The following is a 21,311-nucleotide window of genomic DNA, read 5'->3' on the forward strand; positions in this document are numbered from 1 at the left end:
TTGGCCAGAGTTCAATCCGTTGATCGAAACTCGCCGTTCACTCTTTCCACTGGATATCAGGCACCTAGATCTTTTGGCTGCATTTGATCGGGATTGGACGGATCGCGAGTATTATCGACGCTACCGCAGTCACCGTGAAGAAGGTCGTTGTGTCCGCTAAGGGCCAAGAGCTGACTTGGGCAGCTTTGCGCCGATAGTGTTGAAAAACTCGTCGTTGTCGTCGCGGAGTTAATTCTGCTATTTCTTCGCTACTCTGAGGGAATAATATGTTACCGCAGCGCCTCAACGACAGGTATAGCACCTACGTTTTGCAGCCAGACCGAGAGATAAGCGATGCCGAGTTGGTCGCTCTCATGTCTGAACACGGCGTGCGCGGTGTTGTTTTTCAGATTTTGAGGCATATACCGGAACAAGGTGAGGACCTTTATACGGTGCTGGTGGACGACAGTTTGGTTGTTGAATTCGAAGTTCCGCGAACGACAAGGATGACTGCTGTTTCCGAATTCTCCATCTTTTCGCTCGCTATTTATCGACATGAACTGGGTCAAGGGAAGAGCCGCATCCGCCTCGATCAAGCAACGGCAAATGCACGCAAGCTTTTAAGTGCGTGAATAAATGATCTCGCTTGTCCACCATGTGGAAACTCTTTGTTGCTGCAGGATTCTCGCCGTGATTCAATCTCCGTGTTGATTTGCGGAGGATTGAGCGATGATGGGATGTCAGGTAGCTCCGGCGCAGCTTTTTTATGACTTCTGCATTGATGATCACGTCCCCACCGAGCACCTGTTGCGCGGCATAGACCGTCATCTCGAACTCGATAGCGTCGAGAGCAGTTGAAGCCCTTCTATAGCAGCAGCGATGAAAACAGCGCGGCAAGGGGGAGTGATTAAATGTCAGGTGTCTGTTGTCATCGCGACAGTATCGCGACTGGTGGACTCATCAATAACAGCCTGTATATTCTGTTTAATTACCGACTTTACGTCCGTTGGCACGACAGCCCAACCGATGGCAGCCATCATGCATACAGCGGTCAACAAGTATCCAACTTCAGTCATGATGTTTAGCCAGCCTAGTGCCAGCGGCACTAAACATACGAGCAAAGCTTGTACAACGGACAGTCCTAGGTAATGGAGCGATATAAACATTATCACTGCAACGACTATGGGCTTCAACATGCGCGAGACGATGTACATTCGCATATCCTAAATATGAAATTTATTTTCTGTTAATAAACTCACAAATATTTGTGGATAAGTAAAGCGTATCGTTATCATTTGGTAAATTTTACTACCGTGAAGCATTGTAATTTTATGATTGAAAAAATTGATTCGAACCAATTGCAGTTTTGACCGGCATATCGACCGGTTACTGTAGCTCCTGCGGCACACCTGCATTTGATGCCAAGTTGCCAGCTTTGTCAGGGGGAAGCCGCTTAGCGGACGTGTGACTCCTAACTTTTCAGCACGCTGCTCCATCTTCTCAGCAGCTTCCATACGCGCATCTTCGAAAGTCAGGTCATAGCTGGCAGGGCGGGACCAACGGCGCTCTATGTCCACTTAAACAAGCGAGGCGAGCTGAATGGTAGTGCTGGAAGTACTGGCAGTCACGGAACAGGCCGTTGACCAGTGCACTGCCAGTCGCGCTGATGGCCGAAGCGCCGTTGAACGCCAAGTTCAAAATGCTCAGCGTGTACGTTACCCCCCGAATTGACGAGGGTCGAAATCGGCGATCAGATACAAATCGTGGTGAAAACCAAACTGAAGCCGGACCCTCACTAGGAAAGGAACCTTCCCATGATCATCATCGATAAGATCGCAGCCATATACTCGACGGGACGCTTGAAAGACTACGAGGCATCATCAGCGACACGTCTTCGTGGTGTCATTTAAAGACGAGCTATATGCGTCATGACGGGGAGATCGGATTAAATCCCACAGAATATTTCGCTTCACCAACTAGATCCTTGATCGACTGCTTCGTGTCGGCGGGTGTAGCCAACCACGCCATTGTGATTGCCACCGTCAGCGCAGCAATTGTTCCGCGCAGATGTTTGTATAACGCAAGCCACCCGAGCAGCGCAAAAAGCAGGGCTGTGACAAATGATACAACGATAGGTGCACCGATGGCCCAGAGACATACGAACATCAAGGCAGACGGAACGTACTTGGTGAGCAGAAGCCAACGTTCTTCGAAATCCAGATCGTCTCGGTACATACTCGGTACTCCTGAACTCTCCGCCCATAAAGTCTAAAAACTTGTGCAAGGCAGCGTAACTTTGGCTTCTGGCTTGTGCAACGCACAAATGGCGTATGAGTTCCCGCGAAACTGCAGGATTTGCAGCTGGTTTAATTGCCGTAACATCGCAGTAATCTCGGCCGCTTCACGAAGAGCCTGGCTTGGCTTGTAGGATTAGTGTTCTCAGCACCACCATCGGCTCGCCTTGATAGTTTGAGAAGCCAAAGCCGCCGCACTGCTTACATCAGGTGATGCAAAACCAATCGACGTAGAGCGTCGTTTGTCCGCTCAAAGCAGTTCCGATCTTGTCGCTGATCTCAGCGGCTTCTGCAAGATTTGCGCCCTTCAACAGGCATCTTTTCAGTGGAACGTGACATCGTTCTCAGCGGCCTTTACTCAAAAGGCGTTGCACCGCATGTCGCTGCCTCACATCTTGGGAGAGAGGCGGTTTTTGCATCCCTCTTCGCACCTCACGGCTTCGATGAAGCACCTCGCAAGCCGCTAGCTGGTTCGAACTGCCAGTGTCCTAGTTTCATACACAGCACCGAAGACCGTCGACAAGGAGTATGGGTTCATTAACTCCACTCTCACCCCGTAGGGGCCGTTAATTAATTAGAAATCTCTTACGTGAGACCTTTCTAAAATTAACGGAGGAGAGACTATTATGGCAAAGATCACCACTGGCGAGAATGTAACCGTTCGTCCTAACGATTTCTGGGTCGTGAACGCGGCAGCAGCGCTCAACGAGCAATTCACAGGTCAGCAATCGGTCTCGGGAAACCTTGTCCTCGGGGTGGGGGATGTAGTCGCAAACTACAGCGAGTACACCTTCGTAAGCGGCGATCTGACCTACCGGTACATCGGGAATTGGGAGGTCTCCATCAATGGTGGATTGCTTACCGCGACGACGAGCGCACAGGGTTACTATGACCAGGTGATCGTTGAACGCCACGGCGAGTTCTATGCCGGACTTGACCTCGATGCCCCCCTTTCAGTGGACTTCGGGTCTGAAAGCGGTATCGACCTTCTGGGGCTTGGTTTATCTGGTTTGACCAACCCACTGCTCGCTGCCGTTCTCGGAGGGGAACCAACGACGTCTCTTGACAATCTACACCTGGCCGTCGACCCGGATCTTCCTGAGGAAGCCGGCATCGATCCTAGTGTAACGATCGTCAACGGCAGCGCGAGTGGAGACGATATGACGGGAACCGCCGGGAGTGACCTGATCCATGGTCAGGCCGGCAACGACGTTATATTTGGGCTAGCTGGCAACGATACCATCTTCGGAGACGCCGGTAACGACACGCTGAACGGTGGCGCCGGTCAGGACAAGCTAGACGGTGGCACCGGGATCGATACCCTTGATTACGCCGGGTCGAATGCTGGTGTGACGATTGATCTCCAGCTCGGTACGGCTTCGGGGGGCCATGCGCAAGGAGACCAGATCTTCAATTTCGAGAACGTCAATGGCAGCAGCCATGACGATAAGTTTCTTGGTGATGGGCGTGCCAATATCGCCAAGGGATTGGACGGCAATGACGGTCTGAACGGTCGTGTCGGAGACGACCGCCTCTACGGGAATGACGGGAACGACACTCTCATTGGAGAACTCGGAGCCGACGTACTCGTCGGAGGTAACGGTATTGACGTGCTGGCTGGCGGTGCCGGTCGCGATTACCTTTGGGGTGGAGCGGACGCTGACCGTTTCGCCTTCAAAAGAGTAACCGACTCTACCGTTGAGTCTGCAGGTCGCGATACGATTGAAGACTTCTCAGTCAGTCAGGGTGACAAGATCGATTTATCGGTCATTGACGCGCGAGCATCGTTCGCAGGCGATCAGGATTTTAACTTTATCGGCGGCTCTTCGTTTCACAAGGTCGAAGGTGAGTTGCGATACCAGGTGAATGGCACTGAAACGTTCGTCTATGGCGATGTGAATGGCGATGGCAAAGCCGATTTTGGTATCCATCTTGACGGGGCTATCTCTTTGACCGGCGATAACTTCCTACTCTGAAGGCTCGACCATGGCTCAGGGTCTTTCCCGCACCCAACTGCGGGAAAGACACAATACGAATACTTCGAGGCGGGTTCGATCCTGCGATACAGCTAGGACCTGCCTCACGAAGCCGCCATATACGGCAACGCGCCTATGTGGTTGCCATCTCGCTTTCGTCCCACAGTCAGGCTGCTGGCATCCATTCAATACCTGAGAACATTTCCCCCGTTATGCGCCGTTGAGCCCGGCTGCCTTCTCCATTACCAGTGTTGCATGGACTCACTCACCAAAACTTTGATCCGGATGGCGCTTATGGTCCGGCGCCGGCCATCGAGGCAACGGGTCTACATAATTGTCATCGTTTTGATTTTTGCTTTCCTGATAGTCGCGGTGGAACGAGCCGGGCTCTGGCCCGACTGGATGCGTGCTGAGCCCGTGAAGAACAGGGGAGTATCTCGTTGAGCATTGCGGGAACGAAGCAAAGCTATAGGCCGGACTCCAATAATTTCTAGAAACTGCTTCAGCCGGGCCACCCCCTTAGCGAGCCGAGCATCTTCCTCAGCAATCCTGCGCTCTCGTTCGCTTTAGTTTCTCTGCTGCAAAGAGCGTTGGCTAAGTACAGCCCATCCGGCATCATCTTCTTTGATGGGGTGCGCCGGATAGGATCGTAGAGCTCAACGAGTCCATATCCCATCGCGTGAAATTTCAGAAATTCGAGCAGAAAGGGAGTGAAGGCTCCCTTGTTCATCTCGCCTGATGCAACCGCAAGCTCCGATGGTTGACCTCACCAAGGCCGGTGACGTAGCAGGCGATCAGTACGTTGTAAGGTAGATCGGTGACGAGCAGTACCACGGCGGTCCTTTGCAAAGCTTGGAAACGTCCTTGCTCGAGCGCGCATCCCTGGAGAGAAGCCGATGCGGTCCAAGCTGCCAAAGGTCCCCTGCCCGATTGAAAGTTTGCCGTTTGAGCAGGGCAAGGAGTGCCGGGTAACTGCAATCAGAGCCCGGCTAACTGCAATCGAGATCCGCGAGACGACAATCTCTCACCGCGTAACTGCGATTTACGTTCGCTTCTAATCACAAGACGATTAGAGATCCGCGCGACGAAGGCGGATTCGGCCATGCGAATGCTGCTTAAATTGACATGTTTGCCGTGCGCCATCTGCGAGCTTGAACTCTACCCTGCTGAAATTGCTCAATATTTACTAGGACACGGTGCCGATTTTCCGTAACCGGACGGCAAGGGACACACGCGAAAAAATAAATGCACAGCCAATTCTCCCTAAAAGCCCTTAATTCCTTGATTTTCCAGTCGTGCCGGATATCGTTTTGGCATCATTGGCGACCTGATGCCCAGAACTGGTGCCCAAAGGTGATGCCCAGCCGAATTCGGCGCGGGCGAACCCTCAGGCTTGATACAGGGTCTGTTCGTCATGGCTGTGCGCCACGAGGTCGAGAATCTCATCCGCCGCGGAAACATCTTCTACTGGCGCCCCAGGGTTCCGGCCGCTTTGACTCGCTGCCAGCCCAGCAGCCGGCTTTCACTTAGCCTTCACTGTTCCGACCATAAAAAGGCGCAAGTCATCGGCCGGAAGCTCAACACCAGGCTGGCCGAATTGAAACTGCATTCGAAGGAAGCGATGTCCAAGCAGCAGCTCCAGAAACTGTTCGAGCATGAGCGCGACAAGGAACTCGAACGGCTCGACGACATCAACATGATGGCCCGCCGTAACGGGGGGGCAGCGATGTCGTCGAGATGGAACTCGATCTCGAAGCAGGTTGGGCCTGCCAGCTCGTCGCGAAGTTCGGGAGCCGGGTGGAACTGACGCTGGAGAGCGGCTGCGCTGGCCTTGCCTACCTCCTGAACAACGGCGTCCCGGCCTCGCATATCGACGCTATCGGGGCGAACTACCGGGGCGAACTGGCAATCGCTCGCAGCCCTGGCTTCGAAGACGGCATCCGACGACTGATCTACAATTTCGAAATCGACGACACCGTCGCTAATCGTCAGCGCGCCATGTCAAAGATCTTCGAGGGGCGTGCCGCGGCTCTTCTCGATATCGAAGAGCGTCATGAACTGGTGGACAAAGGTCAGAGCGAGTTCACAGGAGGCGGCAGAGCCGTTGCGCCTGTTCCTAAGGACCAGGCGGCCGACATCGCGGTTTCAGATCCTGCTCCTCCGGCTTCTTTCCATGAGCGCCCCTTGCCGATGGCTCTGATCGCCACTCCAGAACAAACGGAGATCACCCAGCTCGATCTGACCCCTCGCCCGGCGGCGACAAAGATTGCCGAGCCGAAAGCTTCGGAGGCAGGGCAACGGGTGGTCGCCGTTGGGGACTTCGAGAAAGAATGTGAAAAGCTCATCGCCAACATGGGAGGCGATTGGGAGCCTGCAACGGCGCGGGATGCATTGGCGCTGGTGCGGATGTTCAAATCGGTGCTCATCGAGCATGGCGTGGAGCATTCCGGGCAAGTGGAGCAGTACCACATTGGCCAGTTGCGTCAGCACCTCAACCACATTCCGACAAATTGGGGACGCAGCAGTAAAATGCGTGTCATGTCGGCGCCGGACCTACGTGCTGAAGGCGAGAAACTGCGCAAGGCTGCTGAGCTGACGGGCACGATTGCAAAAGTTGGTCTGGCCCCAACGACGATCCGAAAGCACTTTGGAAATTTGCAGCACTTTCTAAAACATCTCAAAGGCCACGGGTTCCAGATTGAGAGCTGGACCTTTGAAGGGCTGCGTCCGAAAAAGCCGAAGGTCGGCGAGATTCGCGGCAAGCAGTACAAGCCATCGCCGCAGGATATCGCTCCGATCTTTAACAGCCCGCTCTACGTCGGCTCACTGGGACACCTGCGCGGACAAAGGCGAGCAGCCGGACAGCAGGTCTTTCATGATTCGCTCTATTATTTGCCGATCCTGTTCACTTACCTCGGCCCTCGCCGCAGAGAATTTGCTGGGCTTCATGTCAATGACATTGCGAGAGACGGGGACGGCTATGTCATCATCCTTAGGTCCAACGGAATTCGCCGACTGAAGAACATCCAGTCACAACGCATGCTTCCCATGCCCGAAGAGATGGTCCGATTGGGCTTCATCGAATACGTCCAAGCAATTAAGAAGTTGGGATATGCGACCCTCTTCCCGGATCTCTTCTCGGACAAAACGGAAAACGATCCAGGCGACAGGTTCTACGACACCTTCGTTCCGATCATGCAGGCCGTCCTCGGCGAAAAAATGTGGGAGCGCGCCATTCATGCTTTCCGGCATGGCTTCGCAGGTACTCTCAAGCAGGCCGGAGTCTCGCAAGACGTCATCGAGGACATTTCGGGGAGGTTGGCTGAGGGCAATGAGACCAGCACCCGATACACCAATCCTGCTGGGCTCCCGTTGATGCGAAGCGCCCTGCAACACTATCCGATCATCTCATCGGTCATCGAACCCAAGCCATTGCAACTTCTCCCGTGGGTCGAAAAGAGGCAACCGCCGCCGTGGGCACGCGAAGGCAAGAAGTGAATGATCGAGGCGGAAATGATTTCCGCCTCGATCTGCCACATGATCAGGCGGCTTCCCAGACCTGATTGAGAATTCGTGCCGCCAATGCTGCCTTGTATTGCGGCAGGAAACGGCCGTAGTGCTTGGCCACCATGTCAGCCGTATCCTGGATCGCGTAACTTGCCTGCTCGTATGAGCCGGTCTGCTCCAGGATGTGGGTCGCGAGCACATCCCGCACGTTGTGTGGACCATGAGGCAGCAGGCCCTTGATCGCCCCTCGTCCGGTATAGGGATTATAGATTCCGTAACGCTGGATGGTCAGTCTCCAGGCCTCGTAGAAGGTCGTCACGTCGTATGCCGCATCGGTGCTTGTCGTCTTCACCGTTTTCACGAAGAAGGTTCCGGGATCGGCAACGCCCTTGAGAAGCGTAGCGCGATGACGGTCGACATAGTCATCGATGTAACGGTAGAGGTCGAGCAGATCCGGTAGAACCAGCCGGAACGGCTTGTCTCCGAAAAATGACGAATGGGCATTCTTGAAGGCCACTGCTGGAATCAGCACTTCCCAGCCACGGTCTCGCTCGCTCCAGCGGATTTCCCCGCGCTTCAGCTTTTCGAGGACACGTTCCGGACGCGGCATCTGTCCGCGTGGACAGAGCATCAATTGCCGAAGATTTTTCTGGCGAAGCCCCAGATGCAATCCCAGCCGCAACATGAGGAACGATCGAACTGCCTCCGCGGCCGGGCGCGGATAACGCTCTTCGTCCGGCATCAGGCGAATGATCTCCTCGGTGATCTTGCGATACTCGCCAACAGGGCTATCGGCCTCGAGCACCGGCATGATCGGCTCGAAGGGATCGCGATGGACGCGAGCGATGCGCTGGATTTCCTTTACGCGATGGGCGGCATGGCTGTGGAAATCCTCACACGCACCATGCCAATCCTCTCGGGCATAGTCGATCTCGTTTTGGGAGACGAGACCGGGAATGGGCCGAACGCGAGCGAGAAGTTCAGGATGCTGTCGAAGCCATCCAGTGCCTTCCTTGGTGATCGCCAAGGCAATCCGCAGCATATCGACTTCCCAGGCCGTATAGAAACCGCGACGGCTTTCGCGCCATTGCAGATACCAGTCCCATATGCCCGGGAAGATCAGCAGACCGAATGTCAGGTGAAGGACTGGTACCCCGTACCCCTTGATCTCGCCTGTCTTCGATGCCGCCAAGGCGCCGAACATGAGACGCAGATGCTCGATCTTCTGAGAAGCCGTCTCCTCGCCCCAGACGCCGTTGCGTTGGAAGCCGATCGAAGTCAGGGCCGAGGTCTTGAAGCGGACGAGGTCCGCCATCTCCATAGCCAATGCGGGCGGTGCATCCACGACGCCCGACAGAAGATCGGGATCCTCGATCCAGGTCTCTTCATAGTTTGCCGGCACCTCGATCTTGCCGTCGCGTGGTGCGCGTCCGCCATAGGACACGCCAGGGAAGCGGATGGCGTAGCGTTGTTTGGCTGCGGCCGCCTGAAATTTTCTGTAATCCGTTGAGCCACTGATGATCACACGACGCACCCAATCCAGGATCTCCTGGCGCTTGGCAAATGGCAGAGCATTGAAGTCGTCCGGCAGATGCCAGGCGATCCTTCGACGTTCAGCCGGGTCGAGTTCCGACAGATTGAAACCGGACGCTGACCGTGACTGATGCGGAAGTTTCGCCTTAAAGTATCCGTCCGGAAGGCGGTAGCGGCGCTCGATCCGCCCGAGCACCTCAAAGCTGTCGGTGCTGCGAGGCACGCGCCGTCCTTCGATCCAGCTCAGCAGTGTGTTTTTGTCCATAGCCTCATCGGAGCGGACCACGGAACGATGGAGGACCCAATAGGTTTCGCCATGCCGTCGCATGTGAAGCTGGAGCGCCTCGGCGAAACCGGAAGGATCGGACCATTGCTGGAACAAGGGTTCCGGGAAATCGATGATGCCCGCCGGCTTTCGTTTCGGGAGATTATCCCGAGGCCGCGTGGTGTCCGCTCCAGCAGTTCCCGCGCGAGCTTTCGGTCGATCGGCCAACACCGCCTTCTTCTTGTCCGCGGCAGATTTCCGTGAACGGGGTGTAGCATCTCTCCCGGCGTCGCCATCCTTGCTCCATCGAATGATGGCATCAAAGGCCGGATCGATTGCACGGTGATGTGCGGCAAGCATCGCCGCATCCATGCCAGTCAGCCGGGCAACCACATCCCAATCCGTGTGACCTCCGGTTCGCTGCGGACCGCATCGTCGCTCGATGAGACGCCGCATATAGGCGGTGAGAGCGTCGGTATCTTTCGTCGAGAAGATTGGCATCAGTCGCATCGCGCAATAGGCGTCGATCTTGCGCTGGAAGGCTTTCATTGCGGTAAGTTTCGTCATTTCACTTCATGCTCGTTGTTACTGGACCCCTCAGTTCAAGGGGGCGGTCGAGCTAAGCGAAGCGCGTTAATGAAGCGTTGGAGCCCCCGGCATGCTCTGGAAATTCGATTCAGAATCAAACGCCGTTTTACGAAGTAATGGGGGGAGAACACGTGAGAGGGACAAACGCCGTTAGGCGCTGAGCGGTACCAGCAACAAGGAAGACCGGAACCGAAGGTGGTCCGAAATGAATGACCGCTCAAGCGTCCTGATCGACACCATCGGGATAAAGGAGGTGAAGCTTCCGGCGAAACGGAAGGCCTCCGGACCGGTATTTCGAGACGAGATCGTCGAAGACCCTATCGCATTCGCCCTCATCGAAGCCTTGATCGCTCAGCATCGAGACGACCACGTCCTGGAATTTCCCGAGTTCCGCTTCCTGGCCTTTATCGACCGCTCTGCGGATGAGCCAATAAAGCGCCACCCTCGCGAGATCATCCCGCTCAGGCCGCCGCGCACTCCTGTTCGCATCACGAAGCGCCTTCTGCCGCTGCCTTGCCGCCTTTACATTCATCATTCGCCCTCCCATTCCTCGGCCTCCTCAATGGTCAGGGCACCGGCCCACCGGCGCAAGCGCCGTTTGGCGGAATCGAAAATATCGAACCGGGAATCGGCAGCTCAGAGATTTGAATCAAAAAAGCGCAATTTGTTTCGCGTTGCGGGCAACTTACCGCGCGTCAACACAGGTTGACCTGCCGCAAACGGCGTTGCTGAATCGTTTGGTTTGAGTTCTGAATCAAAAAACCCGAACTCGGAATCAAAAGAGCGCAATTTGTCTCAGGTCCTGAAGACGTGAGGTACGTTGCAGACAACCTGCCTCACGTCGTCTCGGATTAGGTTGCATCAATGCGATGATGACCGAGGATCCAACCCTCCCATCTGCGCACCCCATCGATATCCGGAACGCCTTCGTCGCGCCGACCGTCGACGACGTCGAGCATGCCGAGCAGGCCGACGGCTGCATCAAAACGGTCCTCACCGGCTTTGTCGGCGCCAAAGCCATCTTCGATCATCGGCAAGAAAGCATGAGCGTCGATATCCGGCCGTGCCTCAAGCCAAGGTATCATCATCTTCGCTATCCGCTGGCGGTCTCCTTGCCGCCGCTTGCTCCAGCCGCCGCGGGGCATGCCGAGCTGTCTGTAGACATCACCGGGATAAGTCTCAGCGATAACGCATGACCTGGTATCGAGGAGATCGACAAGACGGCCGTCGAAGGGCCAGAGGCCGATGTCGTCCAGCCGGGGGACGATCATCTCTCTCCATCCGGTGATGGCGCCTTTTCCGACCTGATTGCCGCCGAGCGTCCAAAACAGCATGCAGGCAGCCTGCCTATCCGGGGTCGCGCGTTCGCAAAGACGCAGAAGCGCCTGCGGATCGGTCACGCCAAGCGCATTGAAAAGATGAGCGCGCTCAGTCCCGCCGGGACGCACCGGATAGAACGGGCGGTGGAGGGAGATGCGGCTAAGGTGATCCGCAACGCTAAACCAGTCCGACCAGACACCCAATCCGAACGAGGTAAGGGCTTCACGAAACGAACCAAGCCCGGTGGCGCGCGCGTAGGCTTCCGGCAATCCAATCGGGAAATCGAAGCCGAGCAGGAGGGCACCGTCCTCGACCGAACGGGCCTTCATCCGGTCGATCAGGGTCAGGGTGTCGCCCACCAATTCTGGCGCATACATCTGCCAGCGCAGGCCGTCCCGGATGGCAATCGCCATCCAGCGCTTCTTCCTGTCCATGCTCCAGTCGCAATGCGCGACGACAGCGACATTCATACCTTACTCCCCCTCACAATGCACACTGAAGGCTATCAGCTTCCTCCTGCACGATCACTGTGTTTAAGAAGTTGCTTCACGGCCACTCCATCAAGCGCCTGGGCATCGAACAGCGCCTTGACCAAGGCATCAAGTCCGTCCCGGTTTTCGGTGAGGACCTCGACAGCCCGTGCGAACGCCCTCTCCAAGCGCGCATGAATGCGAGCCGCAAGATCCGGATTGCCATCAAGTACGGCGGTGGGATCCTTGTCGTCGCGGTAGAGCAACGGCTGGATGGCGCCGAAGCCGAGGCTGCGCTCCATTGCGAGTGCAAGCTTGGTCGCCCGCGCCAGATCGCTGTCATCGGTGCCGCCGGACCCCGCCGAGACGCTGCCGACGACAATCTGCTCGGCTGCCCTCCCCGCCATCAGCATGGCCAGCATGTCCTCCCGATAGCCAAGCGTGTCGCTGCCGGATGCGGTGAAGCCGAGCTGGCTGTAGCCACCGCCACTTGGGCTATCGATATTGAGGCCATGGATTGGCCCAAGCCGGAGAGCGTGATGAACGACCGCATGGCCGGACTCGTGGATGGCGAAGCGCCAGCGCAGGTCATACGGTAACTGCGGCCGGTCCATCCGGATGCCGTCCGCGATGTCCTCGTTACGGATCGACCGCTTCTCTCGGCGCGCTTTCAGCCGTGCCTGGCGAACGATCCGCTCGATGTCGGCGCCTGTCAGGCCCATGGCGCGGGTCGCCAGCCGGTTCAGGATCGCCTGAACAGCGGCGTTAGGCGTGGCGGGTTGAATGTCCTGCTTCGATGTGGCGGTCATTTTGCTGCTCCCTTCCGGACTTCGTCGTAACCAGGCTCGTCATCGTCGTTGTTGTCGGTCTGCCCGTCGAACACCGACGGTTCTTCCGTCAAGGCGCCAGCATCCTTTAAACATCTCTCCTCGTCGTCAGTGCTCTTCGATCCAGCCTCGCTGACCAGGGCCCCAACGTCATCGCCGAGATGGTAAGCGAAGATCTCCGCGAGCGAGGCGACATCGGGCATAGGGAGTTCGATATGGGTCTCCAATCGCCCGGAGCGCTTGATCGCGTCATCGATCTGTTCCGGCCGATTGGTCGCACCGACAACGATTAGGCCTTCGCTCTTCACCACACCATCGAGCAGTTCGAGTGCCTTGTTGACCATGGTGTTCCAGTAGTCAGCATACTCCTGTTCCGCCGGCTGCCGTTTGCCGATGCCGTCGATCTCGTCGATGAACAGGATCGACGGCGCCAGCGCGCGCGCCTCGGCAAAGGTCTTCGCCATCTTGTCGATGACATCGTTGAGATGCCCACCCTGCAGCCAGGTGGAAACGGACGTCACGACCAGCGGAACCTGCAAGGAGTTGCATAGCGCCCGGGCAAAGGTTGTCTTGCCGGTTCCCGGCGGACCGTAGAGCAGCAGCTTGGTGCTCATGTCCGACCAGGCAAGCGAGCCTGCCCGGTAGTCGGCCAGATCCGCTTTCAGATCCAGTGCCCAGGTCTTGGCCTTGCCGTATCCGGAGAGGGTTTCGACCGTCAGTGACGGGCGACCGGACGCATCGGCGTTATCCAGCGGCTCCGGCTGGATGACCTCGGCGCCCGATGGCTTGTCGCGCTTCCACCCGCCGCCGCCGTCTTTTCCGGACGAGGATTTCTCGGACGATGCCGCACCCTGCTTCGACGTCGATGCCTTGCCGGCGTCGGTCGAAGCCGGATCGCCGTCGTCATCATCGCCGTCCCGGGCCGCAATGCGATTGCGCTCGGTGAGCGACGTCAGTACCGCGATCACCTCAGGCGCACTGCGTCCCGGCCGGAAGGCGAGCACGACATCATCGATCGTCAGGTAATGCGCATCGTAGGCTTGTCGCCACTGCTCGAGAGCGGCAATGCCCGTAGCGCCATGCATGGCTTCGATCATCGTACTGATGAAGGCGTAGTCCAGCCAGCCGGTAGCCAGATTGATGTCGGCGGCGATGGTGATCTCCGACGGAATGCACTCCGACTTCTCCGAGATCGCCACGACGGGATAATCCCGCGTCAGGGCATTCACCAGCCGCCGCTGCAATGCTGCTCCGCCGATGCGCCGGACATTGTCTCCGATGAACTGGATGTAGGTCCGTCCCGCACCTTCGGACGCTGCAAAAGACGCGTCGTCATAGATATAGTCACCATCGATCCCGTTAGGAGCGCCTCCGGGAATGAAGCCGGGCACCTCGATCAGCCGCCGCATGGACTGCTCGAAGCCGGCCATCGGCGCATGCAGGGACACGACGGGCGCCGACATGGCGGCGGCACGCACAATCTTGGCAAAGCGCACGGGACCATTCTCGATCGCGCGAGCAAGGGCGAGGGCGGCGACGATGTTGCTAACCAAGGGCGACCTCCCCGCCCGGCCGACCAGGCCGACGGCGTAAGCGCGGCGAGCATTATCAGCGGCACAGATACGTTCACCGTTTCCGGCATGGGTCCCTCCCGAGGGAAACGGCGAGACGAACGCATGAGGTCTGCCTTCGGTCACGACGATATCGGACGGCTGAGGCGGCGGCAGGAGATAGCCGCCAAAATTCCGGCGCAGCCATGCCAGATCCTGATCCCGATCTCCGGACAGCCGGGAGGTATCGAAGGCAGGTGCGTAGCGCCGCATGATATGGCCGCCGATCTCGACGATCTTCACCTGCAGCAGACCATTGCGATGCGCGTTGCGCTGCGCCTCACGGCGGGCAATGCGCTCCAGGCGGCGGACGAGCAGACGCGACAGCTTACTCATCGACGCAGCCCTCCGTCGTCGCGGCAATAATTGCCGTTTTGGGATCGGGCGGCTGGGTGCTTGTAGGCTTGCGCCGCTGCAAACTGCCCGGCCCTGCCTGGCGGCGCTCCCGGATCATACGGCGGCTGGGGCGGGGTTTGATCGAAGGCCGTTTAGCCGGATCCAGGTGAGACGATGCGATGAGATCGTGGTTTCGTCCGGCCAACCAATCGAGCAACAGGCGGCAAGCCGGATTGCCGTGATCGGCATGCACCCGCAATCGATCGACGATGGTGTTCGGTACGGTGCCGGTAAGCCCGTCTCCCTCCCGGACATGACCGAGCGCCAATCCGATCAGTAGGGCCGGGTCGTCGGCAAGCGGACGGCCAAGACCGGATCCGGGATAGTGGAGGACGGTGCCATGCGAACGATGGCAGGCGAGGCTTGGCGATGAAGTGGGCGAGATCGTCTCGCAACGGATGCGCGGCGGCACATCCGGATGGTTATCGGAAGACATGACGGTTCCTTGGCCAGACCGCTGCGGGTTCGGCGCCAATGAGAGATGAGGGAAGGATAAGGAAGCCACGGCCTCTGGCCATGGTGGCGAACGTCCGATGCCTGACGGCGAGCGTCAGGGCACGGCGTTCAAGCCATCAGGGCACTTGGATCAGTGCGCCGCCGGACGACGGGCATAGCCGACGCGAAAGAAGATCGGCTTCGGCGCGTCAGCCTCGATCTCGTCGCACGGCCCGAAGACATCGTCGCCCAAATCATCACAAGGGAGATCGTCATCAGCCGAGCGGGCAGTCTGGTCTTCCTCAAAGGTCCGGCTCAGTCTATTGAGATTGATCCGCGAGCGCATTGGAAGTGACGAAGAGCCAACCAAGTCGGCCGCAACGGTCATGACCTGCTCGTTCACACCGATCGCTTTGCGCGCCTCAACTTCGAGAAGCTGCTGCACACGACGACCGAAGCGCAGGCGCAGTTCTGCCATGCAGGCGGCGACACCATCGATCTCCAGAAGGTCGTCAATCTCGGACAGAGCCCAGACCCCATTGGCATGATCGCTCGGACGGCTCGCACCATCGACAATCGCGACTTCCACGGCGTCGACCATCAAACGTTTGTGGTTCTTGTAGAGCCAGTCCGGCAGAACCATGGCCGAGGCCATCATCTTGATCTTCAGCTCTTCGAGCCGGCTCGTATCGCCATAGGACGCCAACGACCGCTTGAGGTCCAAGATGTAGGCCGTGTGCCGGGCGCGGTTCACCAAGATCAGGTCCGGGGTATAGCTGCCTTTCGCCGGTGCTTCGCAATCGAGCTTCACGCCATCAAGGCTAGACCAGTCGTTTCCGGACAGGGCTTCCATCGCCGCCTTGACCAGTGGCAGTTTCAGGGACTGGGTCAGGACGAGGATGTTCGGGTTCGCCTTGGCCAGGCGGTCAACCGCCTGTTCCAACAGCTTGCCTTCCCGGAACGACACGGCGCGCACCAGCGAGGCGATGTTGACGTAGTGGCCAAGGATCTCGTCTTCGGTCGGCTCGCCATCGACGATGGCAGCAATGGCGCGATCGATCAGCAGATCAAGATCGGCCTCGACATCGGCGATGCGAACGAGATGCGGATGACGGCGCAGGACCGCAGGTTCGTGGACTGAAGCTACAGCCTGAGCCGCGTTGCGGCCGAAGCCGAACGGGCGCAGGCGGGATGCGGCAGCCGAGACGGCCTCGCTGGTGTTGATGACAGAACGGAGAACTTCCCCATAGGGAATAGAAACGGTATTCGTGCTCATAGCCCGATTCCTTCTTGTACAAGGTTGACGGTCAGGCCCTTGTCGATGTTAGCGCATCGGCAGGGGCCGTCTTGTTCCGGCCATCCGGAACGTCCGTAACTTGGCAGGACCCGAGGCCGGGCTCAAGGACCCAGATCACAAAAAGAGAACGAAGCCGGTACAAGGTTAACGCCGGGCTCACAGTTCCCGACCTGGATGCGGTCGAAAAATCGAGGACCGGATTTCGTTGCCGCAGAATTCTGGCTGTTCCGGAAAATGAGAAAGGGCCGGCAAGCGGCCCTCTCGAACTCCATGGCAAGACCGGAAATCTGCCGTCCGCGTCAAACCGTGGCGGACGGTGGCGAAGACGGCTTTCTTGCTTCCAAGAACGCCGGACGCTCGACACGCTTGGTGGTCTTGGCCAGGGCTTCCGTCAACGTGTGGATCGATTCCTCCTCCGTTTTCTCAGGCATCGACAAGTCGACCGTAGCGACGATGCCAAAGGCCGCCGCCATCGACGTCACCGCATCTTCGATCGATGGCGCTCCGGCTGCGGCTGGCGTCGAAGCCTCGGGCGCTTCGACCATCACTGTCTCGGTTGCGGGAACCGCGAGGGCAGCCGCCTTCGCATCCGGCCAGATCGGCGCGGCCTTTTTCGAAGTCGCCCAGTCGAGCAAGGAGACGACCTCGGTTTCCAACCAGGTCCGAAGCTCAGCCTTGTCGGGCCAGGAGGTATCACTGCCCATCTTGTAAAGCAGAGCGCTAACCGCCGCCCAACGGGAGCCGGCGGGCAACCGGGTCGCGTCGATGACGTAGGCTGCCCGAGGGTTCGGAGTGACGAACTCCGCAAGGCTCTCCAGTTCGCGGTGCGCAAGACGTGCCGTCAGGTGAGTTTTCTCGGCGAGAGACTTTTTGACAATGTTGTTTTTCGGCAGCGCGTCTTTGACATGCGTGCGGATCTCCTCAAGGTGTCCAATGAACGACTTCATCCCATCTCGGACCTTGATGGCGATGATCGCCTTGAGCCCGTCGAGCCCACCGGCATCGTAAGGATCAACTTCAGGCTTTTCGTCGACGTCCTGCTTCGACCCGACCAAAATGGCCACGACGTCCTGCACCCGCAGGCGCCCATTCAGACCAGCGAAGCCGATCGCCTGCTCGATCTGCTCCGGGGTTGCGGAACTCAGCTTGCCCAGCACAGTCGGTCCGACAGCGAGCTCGACAAGGACGTCCTTGTAAGAAGCCAAGTTGCGGTAAATCGCGCGCTGCGTCCGGACGTGTCGTGCCGTACAGCCGCAGCGCTCGAAAGCCCACTTTTCCAGGGTGCCTTCCGGCAGCAGCCCGGCTGCTTTGTTGACCTTCTCGCCGTAGTCGAAGGCCTCCTCCGTAGACCTGCGCGTCAAGCTGATGAGGAACCTGGCGGTGTCTTCAAGCTGCGCCTGTGCTTCCTCCGGGATTGAGTTGGCTTTGTAGAAGGGGTGGGCAGCAGAGGCAAAAGCGGATGCTTTATTGATGTTATTCACAGTCTATCTCCTTGATTGTATACGGCAGTAAGTTTTCATGAACTTACCCAACTATTATCGCACAGGGCCCCGAGAAATAAACCAACTAAAGGTTTTGCAATAATTTGTTGCCAACATTTATACGTAAAACAATACTATATTTACTTGGATATTGGGCAGCTTGCCCCCTTGGCAGAGGAATCTTGCTTATCGTTGCGGCAAGAAAATCCTACACTTAATGCGAGTGCCGCCCGAGGTGCTTTCCGGCCCGTGTGCACCCAAGCGCCCCCTTTCAACATCCTGCCCCGCCTGGTAGTCAGAACGGACCGGCCGCAACTCGTCTGCATGGAAGAGCGCGCTTATGACAAAGGCAGTTCTGACGACCAAGATCGATCCGACCTATGACGATCTGCCCGAGCAGCGGTACCACTTCCCGCGCACTTATCTGCGTCAGATCGAGGCCGCGCGCGGTGACTGGATCGTCTATTACGAGCCACGACGGCCAAGCGGCGATCTGATGAAGACGGGCGGCAAGCAGGCCTATTTCGCGACGGCCAGGATCTCCGACATCATCGAGGACCCGTCAAAGCCCGACCACTTCTATGCGCTGATCGACGACTTCCTGCCCTTCGATCACGCAGTCCCCTTCAAGGAGGCAGACCACTACTATGAGAGCGGGCTGCGAAAGGACGACGGCTCGACCAACAAGGGAGCGTTCGGTCGCGCTGTCCGAAATATTGCGGATGCAGAATATGACCTGATCCTCGTCGCTGGCTTCGCACATGTGCTCGGCAAACGGGATCGCGAAAGACCGGCGCCCGATCCGGCCGAGGAGGCGCGTCTCGGCTTTGGCGACAATCCGCAGATGCCGTTCGAGATCGACAGCATCGACAGACGGATCGTCTCGCAAGTGGTGCAGCGCCCCTTTCGGGACCGAGCCTTTTCCGTGGCGATCAAGGCCGCCTACCAGGACACCTGCGCCGTCACCGGCCTCAAGCTGATCAATGGCGGCGGGCGCTCGGAAGTGCAGGCCGCCCATATTCGTCCGGTCGCAGATCGCGGGCCGGATAGCGTTCGCAACGGCCTCGCCCTTTCCGGAACCGTGCATTGGATGTTCGATCGCGGCCTGATCTCCGTCGATGACGACTACACCCTGCTGATCGCAAGTGGCGGCGTTCCCGATACCATCACGCGGCTAATCAACCCGGAGCGGCGCCTGCTTGTGCCAACACGCGCGGACGAGCGACCGCATTCGCAGTTTCTACAGTATCATCGCGAGCAGGTGTTCAAGGGGTGAGCGCCGGAAATAATTTCCGATTGTTGACACATAGCAAAACCGAAAGCTCACTCAGAAAGAAATCTGCTCAGTCGTGATGACAAGCAATCTGGGTATTTGGTTTCACATTCCCAAATGACTAGAACTTTCCAGTTAAGCGCTTCCAGCGTCGCTTGGCAGCTTTCGTCTCGCCGCACATTATCATCGAATTTTTTTTGCCAATATTCTGCATGTGCCTTTGGGGTGGTCGTTCGCACGCATCCCTGATGTCGATGCCAGAAGCATCCATTGACGAAAATCACTTTTTTAAGTCGGGGAAAGACGAGGTCAGGAGTACCAGGTAGCGCTCGGACGTGTAGCCGATATCGGAACCCCAACTTGTGGGTTGCGCGCCGCACCAGCATTTCTGGTTTACTATTATTCGCCTTAACCCTGGCCATCAAGCGACGGCGCTGGTCAGATACATCTGCAAACAAATCGCGTGTCTTCATACAAGGGATGTAGCGCCTGGTGCAAATCCGAACAGACCTTCGAAAGTCTCTTCGAACTCTTCGAGGGCGTCACTACTTAGACCCTTACGATGAGCGAGGGATAGTTTGCTCCATTGCGGCAGGGGCGTTCTCAGCAGGAATCGCTTGTAAAAACGCATCCAGCCTTGCTTGAGGGCCGGAGCCTCTGCTTTCGCGGTAATTTCGAGGAGACCACCATTCAGGACACGTTGGAGAACGTCTACAGGCCACTCCCCTGGCCAGATCGCGTAGAGTGAATGCGCCGGGATTGCCTGTGTTCGATCTATGGTGACGAAGGGCTTGTTGCATAGTTCCGGCATCAGGAGCTTAGGACCGCTCGACCACAAAGTGGGAACCGCATCGATCGTCCGCCAATATTGGTCTTTTTCTCTAAACTGGCTTCTATTGCTCAGCGCTTCCCGGCGCCTCTCGACCCATTTCGCGAAACGAGGCCAGTGCGCAGGATCGATCAGAACGCCCCCACGGTCATAAGGGACAACTACCCGTAACCGCTCGGTATCGACGACCGAACCGAGCAAATCCTTTCGCTCGACGAAGGGGCGAATAAGCTCATCCTCCACCTCGTCCGCGTCATCGGGATCGAGTATGAATGTTCGCCCGGAACCAAGCGCCGGACCGACACGAACAGTGCAGCCGGCCTCATGAAGGCTTCCATGTCGCGCAAGCAGATCGCGCTGCATCGCCTGAGCCTTTTCCCTCTTGTTTGACGATAGATGATGAACTGATTTGCCACTAGGCGTCAGCAATACGATCGCGCTGTAAGCGCCCACCTCCTTCATGAATGGATCGGCCGGGCGTTCGTCAGCTACCGTAATGGTCCAGCCGCGCAATTTCGTGTCTCGAAGAAAGGCATCCCCATATTGCGCGAACATCCACCGATCGCTCGTCAACGCCGCGATGGAGCCACCATCGCTGGCCCATTCTTGCATCCTATTCAGAAACGCAACGGACAGATCGCCGCGTGTACTCATAGTCGGCAGGATTTCGCGGTATACATCGGCCAAGATTGCAGGGAGGTTCTTCCAGCGAACGTAGGGCGGATTTGCAGCCACATGCGTGGCGCGTTCGGGCGTTTCCAGAAGAAAATCTCTTTCGCTGACCCAGTCCAAGACAAGTTGGTCGGCGAGTTGGGGAGCAATGCTTTCCTTGATAAGCAGGTTCCTAAGGAGCCGTCGAACGGTTGCAGCGGCTCCCGGATGAAGTTCGAAGCTTTTTATCCGCGGCGATAAGTCGCTTAAAGAAAGCGCGCGACCATGAGTACGAAAAGAATGAAGAAGGCGGCGAACCCCTTCCAAGAGAATCGAGCCTTCCCCGGCACACGGTTCAAGGAAAACTGCTCGCGATAGATCTGCGTCCGAATTCCAGCCGATCAAGTCAAGCAACCGAGCGGCAGTCGGGCCAGACGTATATATTGCGCAACGATCGTGCAATTGCTCTATCGCTGCGTGCAGTTCCATTCACTCGTCCTCTGGCAATTTCCCTTCACTGCTTATAACAATACCGTTCGCCGAAGGGCAGTTAGAAAACCGTTGATATAGGCGAGGGTTG

At 57.5% G+C, this 21,311-nt stretch carries 17 protein-coding genes and 1 pseudogene; 7 read left to right on the plus strand and 11 right to left on the minus strand.

The window, feature by feature from the left end; translation table 11 throughout:
- The first annotated feature begins 266 nt into the window (after positions 1-266).
- Positions 267-611, plus strand: coding sequence for a hypothetical protein (locus IFT66_RS22820; protein ID WP_062579190.1), 345 nt, complete (start codon positions 267-269; stop codon positions 609-611).
- 97 nt (positions 612-708) lie between these two features.
- Positions 709-869: pseudogene (locus tag IFT66_RS23995) on the plus strand (IS5/IS1182 family transposase); the annotation flags it as partial.
- Between the two features lie 24 nt (positions 870-893).
- On the opposite strand, the gene IFT66_RS22825 reads toward IFT66_RS23995, so the two are convergent.
- Together IFT66_RS22825 and IFT66_RS22830 are read right to left on the minus strand one after the other, a co-directional pair.
- The gene (locus tag IFT66_RS22825; protein ID WP_192079075.1) at positions 894-1,193 is read right to left on the minus strand and encodes a hypothetical protein; all 300 of its coding nucleotides are present in this window, start codon (positions 1,191-1,193) and stop codon (positions 894-896) included.
- A 712-nt stretch (positions 1,194-1,905) separates the two neighbouring features.
- The gene (locus IFT66_RS22830; protein ID WP_062579184.1) at positions 1,906-2,214 is read right to left on the minus strand and encodes a hypothetical protein; all 309 of its coding nucleotides are present in this window, start codon (positions 2,212-2,214) and stop codon (positions 1,906-1,908) included.
- Positions 2,215-2,899: 685 nt separating this feature from the next.
- Here IFT66_RS22830 and IFT66_RS22835 point away from each other — a divergent pair.
- The 3 genes from IFT66_RS22835 to IFT66_RS22840 all read left to right on the plus strand — a co-directional run bounded on the left by IFT66_RS22835 (position 2,900) and on the right by IFT66_RS22840 (position 7,747).
- The gene (locus tag IFT66_RS22835) at positions 2,900-4,249 is read left to right on the plus strand and encodes a calcium-binding protein (protein WP_192079076.1); all 1,350 of its coding nucleotides are present in this window, start codon (positions 2,900-2,902) and stop codon (positions 4,247-4,249) included.
- 1,414 nt (positions 4,250-5,663) lie between these two features.
- The gene (locus IFT66_RS23660) at positions 5,664-6,056 is read left to right on the plus strand and encodes a DUF6538 domain-containing protein (RefSeq protein ID WP_249406574.1); all 393 of its coding nucleotides are present in this window, start codon (positions 5,664-5,666) and stop codon (positions 6,054-6,056) included.
- Positions 5,987-7,747 carry an integrase gene (locus IFT66_RS22840; protein WP_249406575.1) on the plus strand — a complete coding sequence of 587 codons (1,761 nt, stop codon included), beginning with the start codon at positions 5,987-5,989 and terminating at the stop codon, positions 7,745-7,747. The genes IFT66_RS23660 and IFT66_RS22840 overlap by 70 nt, the downstream gene beginning before the upstream one ends.
- A gap of 43 nt (positions 7,748-7,790) precedes the next feature.
- Here the strand turns inward: IFT66_RS22840 and IFT66_RS22845 are convergent, their stop codons facing one another.
- On the minus strand, positions 7,791-10,121 hold the full coding sequence (locus tag IFT66_RS22845; RefSeq protein WP_192079077.1) for a hypothetical protein: 2,331 nt from the start codon (positions 10,119-10,121) through the stop codon (positions 7,791-7,793).
- A 226-nt stretch (positions 10,122-10,347) separates the two neighbouring features.
- On the opposite strand from IFT66_RS22845, the gene IFT66_RS22850 reads away from it, so the two are divergent.
- Complete coding sequence (locus tag IFT66_RS22850; protein ID WP_192079078.1) at positions 10,348-10,851, plus strand: hypothetical protein; 504 nt, start codon at positions 10,348-10,350, stop codon at positions 10,849-10,851.
- 142 nt (positions 10,852-10,993) lie between these two features.
- On the opposite strand, the gene IFT66_RS22855 is transcribed toward IFT66_RS22850, so the two are convergent.
- The 6 genes from IFT66_RS22855 to IFT66_RS22880 all read right to left on the minus strand — a co-directional run bounded on the left by IFT66_RS22855 (position 10,994) and on the right by IFT66_RS22880 (position 17,978).
- Positions 10,994-11,932 carry a DUF429 domain-containing protein gene (locus IFT66_RS22855; RefSeq protein ID WP_192079079.1) on the minus strand — a complete coding sequence of 313 codons (939 nt, stop codon included), beginning with the start codon at positions 11,930-11,932 and terminating at the stop codon, positions 10,994-10,996.
- Positions 11,933-11,967: 35 nt separating this feature from the next.
- A complete protein-coding gene (locus tag IFT66_RS22860) occupies positions 11,968-12,741 on the minus strand; it encodes an ATP-dependent Zn protease (RefSeq protein ID WP_192079080.1) in 774 nt (257 codons plus the stop codon).
- Positions 12,738-14,705 (minus strand): AAA family ATPase, encoded by a 1,968-nt coding sequence (locus IFT66_RS22865; protein ID WP_192079081.1) that lies wholly within the window; start codon positions 14,703-14,705, stop codon positions 12,738-12,740. Before IFT66_RS22865 ends, IFT66_RS22860 begins: the two co-directional genes overlap by 4 nt.
- A complete protein-coding gene (locus IFT66_RS22870; protein WP_192079082.1) occupies positions 14,698-15,201 on the minus strand; it encodes a hypothetical protein in 504 nt (167 codons plus the stop codon). The genes IFT66_RS22865 and IFT66_RS22870 overlap by 8 nt, the downstream gene beginning before the upstream one ends.
- A gap of 150 nt (positions 15,202-15,351) precedes the next feature.
- Entirely contained in the window at positions 15,352-16,476 is a 1,125-nt protein-coding gene (locus IFT66_RS22875; RefSeq protein ID WP_192079083.1) for a hypothetical protein, read from the minus strand.
- Between the two features lie 320 nt (positions 16,477-16,796).
- Complete coding sequence (locus IFT66_RS22880) at positions 16,797-17,978, minus strand: hypothetical protein (RefSeq protein ID WP_192079084.1); 1,182 nt, start codon at positions 17,976-17,978, stop codon at positions 16,797-16,799.
- A 340-nt stretch (positions 17,979-18,318) separates the two neighbouring features.
- Here IFT66_RS22880 and IFT66_RS22885 point away from each other — a divergent pair, with 340 nt between their 5' ends.
- The gene (locus tag IFT66_RS22885; protein WP_192079085.1) at positions 18,319-19,254 is read left to right on the plus strand and encodes an HNH endonuclease; all 936 of its coding nucleotides are present in this window, start codon (positions 18,319-18,321) and stop codon (positions 19,252-19,254) included.
- Between the two features lie 47 nt (positions 19,255-19,301).
- Here the strand turns inward: IFT66_RS22885 and IFT66_RS22890 are convergent, their stop codons facing one another.
- Together IFT66_RS22890 and IFT66_RS22895 are read right to left on the minus strand one after the other, a co-directional pair.
- A complete protein-coding gene (locus IFT66_RS22890) occupies positions 19,302-19,724 on the minus strand; it encodes a very short patch repair endonuclease (protein ID WP_192079086.1) in 423 nt (140 codons plus the stop codon).
- The gene (locus IFT66_RS22895) at positions 19,721-21,220 is read right to left on the minus strand and encodes an Eco57I restriction-modification methylase domain-containing protein (protein WP_192079087.1); all 1,500 of its coding nucleotides are present in this window, start codon (positions 21,218-21,220) and stop codon (positions 19,721-19,723) included. Before IFT66_RS22895 ends, IFT66_RS22890 begins: the two co-directional genes overlap by 4 nt.
- Positions 21,221-21,311: the final 91 nt, after the last annotated feature.

Origin of the sequence: Rhizobium sp. CFBP 13726 (assembly GCF_014841925.1) — a bacterium.
Taxonomy (GTDB): domain Bacteria; phylum Pseudomonadota; class Alphaproteobacteria; order Rhizobiales; family Rhizobiaceae; genus Neorhizobium; species Neorhizobium soli.